Consider the following 5,162-nt stretch of genomic DNA (forward strand, 5'->3'; position numbering starts at 1 on the left):
ATTTTTCAAATATTTCTATCCACGCTATCAAAAAGGCCCAAAATATGTTAAATGATCGGCCGCGGAAAACATTAGATTTTTATACTCCGCACGAAGTCTTCAATAAACTGTTAACCGTTGCACTGGAAACTTGAATCTACAAAGTGTCCCTATTATTTAAAGGATATGAAATGAAAGTAGGAATAATAGGATTTGAATTCGCAGGGAAAAAAAGTTTGTTTTCATTGCTGACCGGTATTAAAAAAGAAAGTCATTTGCTGGCTAAAAAAGAACTAGGAACGGTTGATGTTCCCGATGAAAGGATAGAATACCTTGCGAAATATTATAGGACTGAAAAGAAAACTTATTCAAAAATAGAATTTAGTCTTATGCCTTCTTTGAAAAATGATTCCGAGGAAGACAAAGAGGTGCTTTTAGCGGCAAAAGAAGTAGATATGTTTTGCATTGTTGTAAGGCAATTCTTTGATGAAAGCGTTTTTCATCCCCAGGGCAAGATAGACTTTGTCAGGGATTATAATAAGATCAAAGATGAGCTGCTTTTTGCAGATTTATTTTTAGTTGAAATTAGGTTAGAAAGGATTAATACCCAAAGTAAAACGAAAAAATCATCAGCCAATGATTTTGAAAAGGATTTGATGCTGCGGCTAAAAGATGCCCTTGAAAAAGGAATTTTTTTAAGCGCATTAAAACTTGACGGGGATTTACTCAAAATCGCCAAAGGACTAAATTTTCTTACCCTAAAACCTATTTTTGTGGTAGTAAATTGCGATGAGGATAAGCTAATCCATAAATTTGAACTACATAAGGGAGTAAAAAGCATCAATATATCAATAAAGATTGAAACCGAGATACAAATGCTTGATGAAAAATCAAAGCTGGAATTTTTATCCGCCTTATCCTTAAATGAAAGTTCGCTTAACAGGTTAATAAAATTTTCGTATGAGTTCGGTAATTTAATTTCTTTTTTAACAGCAGGGCCTAAAGAGGTACATTCCTGGACAATAGAAAAGGGGACAAAGGCGCACGAGTCTGCTGGGGTGATACATTCAGATATTGAAAAAGGTTTTATAAGGGCTGAAGTAATAAACTTTGAGGACTTTAAAAAAGCAGGATCGGAAACTAAAGCAAGAGAGTCGGATTTTTACAGGCTTGAAGGTAAGGGCTATATTGTAAAAGACGGCGATATAATGGATTTCAGGTTCAATGTTTCTAAATAGTCAATATTTGGAGGTTTTATGATTTCTGTTGTTATAGTAACAAAAAATGAAGAATTAAACATCAAAAGGTGCATTGATTCGTTGGTAGATTGGGTAGATGAAATTTTAGTACTTGATTCAAAAAGCGAGGACAAAACAAGGGATATCATAAAAAATTATAATAGCAAAAAAATAAAACTTCATGTAGTTGAATGGAAAGGATACGGCGCTACAAAAAATTATGGATTAGAGCTTGCAACAGGCGACTGGATTCTAAGTATTGATGCAGATGAGGCTGTAACAGAAGAATTAAAAGTTGAAATTTTAAATTCTGTGAAAAATACTGAAAAGGAAGGATATTACATCCCTAGATTGTTATTTTTTTGCGGAAAAAAAATCAGGTATGGCGGCTGTTATCCTGACTACAACTTAAGGCTTATAAGAAAAGGTAAAGGCAAATATTCGGACATTCCGGTTCACGAACGTATTCTTATTAACGGCCCGAAAGGTTATTTGAAAAATCTTCTTTATCATTATAGCTATAATTCATTTTCAGATTTTTGGAATAAGTCAAATGTTTATAGTGATTTATCTGCTATTAATATGTTCAATGAAGGGAAAAAGTTTACGTTTATGAGAAGTTTTCTTGCATTTTTTTGGTCGCTTTTTAGTAAACTGATATTAAAACTGGGAGTTTTAGATGGTATTTTAGGAATTTATTATCATATATTTCAAAGCATATATGTTTTTGTTAAATACGCAAAACTTTGGGAGCTAGAGCAAAGAAAAAAAGGTTTGTTGTGATTTTAAAGCAGATAAGCACTAAAAGACTAAAGCCAGCCCATTCAGTGGAACTGTTATTCAATGCCTACCCGCACCTGCTTCCCCTTAAGGAAAGAGGAATTAAGAAAGTTTGAGGTATATTGCTTGACAAACAGGCATGTTTAATATATTATACACTTGTTTAATACATTAAACACATGGAGAATAATATGAAAAAGAATTCCTTAGCAAACATCTTTAGCGCAACCAATCCGCTAAAAATTTTATCCTTTTTATCGGACAATCCTGGAAAAGAATTTCTCGGTAGTGAAATAAAAAAAGCTACTTCAATGAGCAGGGCAGGTGTTTACATTACTCTAAGGGATTTAATTGAACTAAATTTAGTTCATAAAAACCAAAAGGGGAAAATATTGATGTATTCAGTTGTTTTTACCAATCCAATTATTAAACAATTCAAGGTTCTCAAGAATATAGTGAACCTGGAAAAAGCGGTACAAAAACTAAAAAATATTTCAAGAAAGATAATTCTCTTTGGCAGCTCAAGCCGTGGAGAAGATTATTCGGACAGCGATTTGGATGTTTTTATTTTGGCCAAAGATACAGAAGCAGCCAAGGCCATACTCTCTACCATAAAAAATGGCAGAAAAATACAAGCAGTTATAAAGACTCCAGCAGAATTTTCTGGTTTTCAGGAAACTGAAAAAGTATTTCATAGTGAAATTGAACGGGGAATAACTCTTTGGGAGGAACATGAATGACTCTTGAATATGACGGATGTTTAAAGAAAGGGAAAATAAAACCATTTTAGCGCGGGAAGGCAATTGCAGATAAGGAACTCCAAACGGCAAAAGAAGATCTTAATAGAGCAGAAAAGACATATAATGAGAAGGACTACAAATGGGCAACCGTTCAGCTTTACTATTCAATGTTTCATAGCGCAAGAGCGTTACTTTATTTTGAAAACTTAAGGGAACACAGCCATTATTGCCTTATTACCGCAATAAGAGAACTGTATGTCAATACAGGCAAGCTCCCTTCATCGATGGTTGAGGGATTGCAGGAAGCTAAAAATCTCAGGGAAGATGCTGATTATTACGGCAGATGGACGCAGGCTGGCGTGAAAAACTGCTAAAGATCGCTCAAGAATTTTTGGTGAAAGCAGAAATTATGATTATTAGTTGAATTTATTTAATGAACGGGAAAGATATTTCGAGAGGCATAATTAATGAAAATGCATAAATATGATAAAGATGATAAATCTGAGCTAATCACGAATGAAATCAGAAGGATTGCTCAGAAGTTTGGCAAAACACCCACACAGAATGAATATAAACGAGAAACTAATCTCAAAAATAGTACTGGTCAGATAAAATACTTTTTTGGATCGTTGACAAAAGCTTGCGAGTCTGCAGGACTGATTCCTAACCCTATTCAACAACCTCCCAAGAAAGCTAAAATATGCAGTAGAAGTTTTGTTTAATAAATGAACAGGCATGGATGTTTTTGTGTTTATATTGTTCAATGCAAAAACGGCACTTATTATACCGGTTCTACGAAGAATCTGGAAAATAGGCTGAAGCAACATAATAGCGGTAGAGGAGCGAAATATTTAAGGGGAAAAGGGCCGGTTGAGTTGGTTTATTGCAGGGAGTTTAAGTATTATAAGAATGCATTGAATGCTGAAAGAGAAATAAAAACATTTAACAGACATCAAAAAGAGAAGTTTATTCAGAGTTATGAAAAAAACAACTGAGAATATTATTGACCTCCAGATTGCTTCCCCTCAGATTTGCAAAAGCAAATCTTTGCGAGGGGACAGGCAAAAACTAGACGCGGGGGCAAACGTTTTCAGGAGATTTTACCTGAAAACGTTTGGCTGACCTTATATTGTCGTTATACCATAAGTTGTTTTCGTTCTTTTCATCTTGACCCGATTCGGCTTTCGTCCGGCGCTTTCGCGCCGTCCGTGCGGCCTCACCGCCGCTAAAATTTATTTAAAAAGTCCTTTTTCTCATGCGCCGGCAGGTGCAGTCGGTCGGCTTCATCCTTCGACTTCGCTCAGGATTTCGCAACGCCCTTTGTGCGCCTGCTCCCCAAAGCGGAATTAGTGGTATTTTTAAAGGCAAAATATTATTGACTTGCTTGGGTATATTTGGTAAAGTTTGGTAATGTTATGAAAAACGAAAAAAAGTATTATTCTCTCGCCGAAGTCTGCGAAATTTTGCAGATTTCAAGAAACACTCTTTATAACTGGGAAACCGCAGGCAAAATTCCAAAACCAAAACGTGATCCAATGAATAATTATAGAATTTTTGAAAAACAAGATATTGATAAGCTTAGACAAATAACAGCAAGATAATTATTTACAAAGGGAGAAAATAACTATGAATCTATGGTCAAAAGAAGTGGAAAAGAAATTTTTTGAAGACTCTTTTAAATTTGCTTCTCCCGAACAACTTTTTTATGTTTCTGATGACAAGAGATATTTAGCATATTGGCCTAAAAGTTATGAAGGGGCTAAATCAACCTTACAAAGTCGTAATTCTCTGATTGGTAAATTTACTGAAAAATGGACAGCCGACCTAATTCGAGAGACTATTTCTGACAAGAAACTGTTTGCAGTTCAAGGGGCAAAATGCGAAGAATTAGCTTTGACTGATATGTCTCCCGCAGATGTTGTCATTTCAAAACGTAAGAATATTGAGCAAAAACCTGAAGATATTTTAGCCATTTTTGAAGTAAAAATGTCAATCGTTTGGAACTGGGAATTAAAGAAAAAGAAGCTAATTTGCTTAGGTGATTATAATACTCATGCTGGAAACCCAGGACTTCTAAGATCTGATTCAATGCTAAAGGGTATCGGCAAAAGCATTAATATCCGTGTTTCAAGCTCTAAAGCATCAAGAATTCCGATAATTATAATCGGTAATACCCCAATAACTGAAAGCTATCATGAGAAAGTAGATCACTTAAAGACTGCGGGTATAGTTCAAGGTTTTTGGTCTGTTAATCCTAACCCGTTAGATGATAATGGTGAAAATATTAAAAGGACAAAAAAGGGTGGTTTTAATAGTTTTTATAAGTATGAAGAATTAAAGGAAACTATAAATTCCATGTTATCTAAAGAAATGAACTTTTTTTCAAGTATGAAAAACAAAAAAGAACTTGGACAGATTATAGAAC

8 protein-coding genes are annotated in these 5,162 nt (G+C 34.5%); all 8 read left to right on the forward strand.

Annotated features, from left to right (window positions below):
* Positions 1-170: 170 nt before the first annotated feature.
* Positions 171-1,217 (forward strand): DUF933 domain-containing protein, encoded by a 1,047-nt coding sequence (locus NT145_08950; protein ID MCX5782801.1) that lies wholly within the window; start codon positions 171-173, stop codon positions 1,215-1,217.
* 18 nt (positions 1,218-1,235) lie between these two features.
* On the forward strand, positions 1,236-2,000 hold the full coding sequence (locus NT145_08955; protein MCX5782802.1) for a glycosyltransferase family 2 protein: 765 nt from the start codon (positions 1,236-1,238) through the stop codon (positions 1,998-2,000).
* 188 nt (positions 2,001-2,188) lie between these two features.
* Positions 2,189-2,737: a nucleotidyltransferase domain-containing protein gene (locus NT145_08960; GenBank protein ID MCX5782803.1), complete on the forward strand. Its 549-nt coding sequence runs from the start codon at positions 2,189-2,191 to the stop codon at positions 2,735-2,737.
* A gap of 62 nt (positions 2,738-2,799) precedes the next feature.
* Positions 2,800-3,111 carry a HEPN domain-containing protein gene (locus tag NT145_08965; protein MCX5782804.1) on the forward strand — a complete coding sequence of 104 codons (312 nt, stop codon included), beginning with the start codon at positions 2,800-2,802 and terminating at the stop codon, positions 3,109-3,111.
* Positions 3,112-3,210: 99 nt separating this feature from the next.
* Complete coding sequence (locus NT145_08970) at positions 3,211-3,459, forward strand: hypothetical protein (protein ID MCX5782805.1); 249 nt, start codon at positions 3,211-3,213, stop codon at positions 3,457-3,459.
* A 3-nt stretch (positions 3,460-3,462) separates the two neighbouring features.
* Complete coding sequence (locus NT145_08975; protein ID MCX5782806.1) at positions 3,463-3,732, forward strand: GIY-YIG nuclease family protein; 270 nt, start codon at positions 3,463-3,465, stop codon at positions 3,730-3,732.
* A gap of 420 nt (positions 3,733-4,152) precedes the next feature.
* Entirely contained in the window at positions 4,153-4,338 is a 186-nt protein-coding gene (locus tag NT145_08980; protein ID MCX5782807.1) for a MerR family transcriptional regulator, read from the forward strand.
* 25 nt (positions 4,339-4,363) lie between these two features.
* Positions 4,364-5,162, forward strand: a 799-nt coding sequence (locus tag NT145_08985) for a hypothetical protein (protein ID MCX5782808.1), incomplete at its 3' end; no start/stop codon positions are given.

The organism is Elusimicrobiota bacterium (assembly GCA_026388075.1).
In the GTDB taxonomy this organism is placed as follows: Bacteria; Elusimicrobiota; Endomicrobiia; order Endomicrobiales; family JAPLKN01; genus JAPLKN01.

Coding starts and splice junctions, on each gene's coding strand:
- NT145_08950 (MCX5782801.1), top strand. CDS start 171: ATGAAAGTAGGAATAATAGGATTTGAATTCGCAGGGAAAAAAAGTTTG.
- NT145_08970 (MCX5782805.1), top strand. CDS start 3,211: ATGCATAAATATGATAAAGATGATAAATCTGAGCTAATCACGAATGAA.
- NT145_08975 (MCX5782806.1), top strand. CDS start 3,463: ATGAACAGGCATGGATGTTTTTGTGTTTATATTGTTCAATGCAAAAAC.
- NT145_08980 (MCX5782807.1), top strand. CDS start 4,153: ATGAAAAACGAAAAAAAGTATTATTCTCTCGCCGAAGTCTGCGAAATT.
- NT145_08960 (MCX5782803.1), top strand. CDS start 2,189: ATGAAAAAGAATTCCTTAGCAAACATCTTTAGCGCAACCAATCCGCTA.
- NT145_08955 (MCX5782802.1), top strand. CDS start 1,236: ATGATTTCTGTTGTTATAGTAACAAAAAATGAAGAATTAAACATCAAA.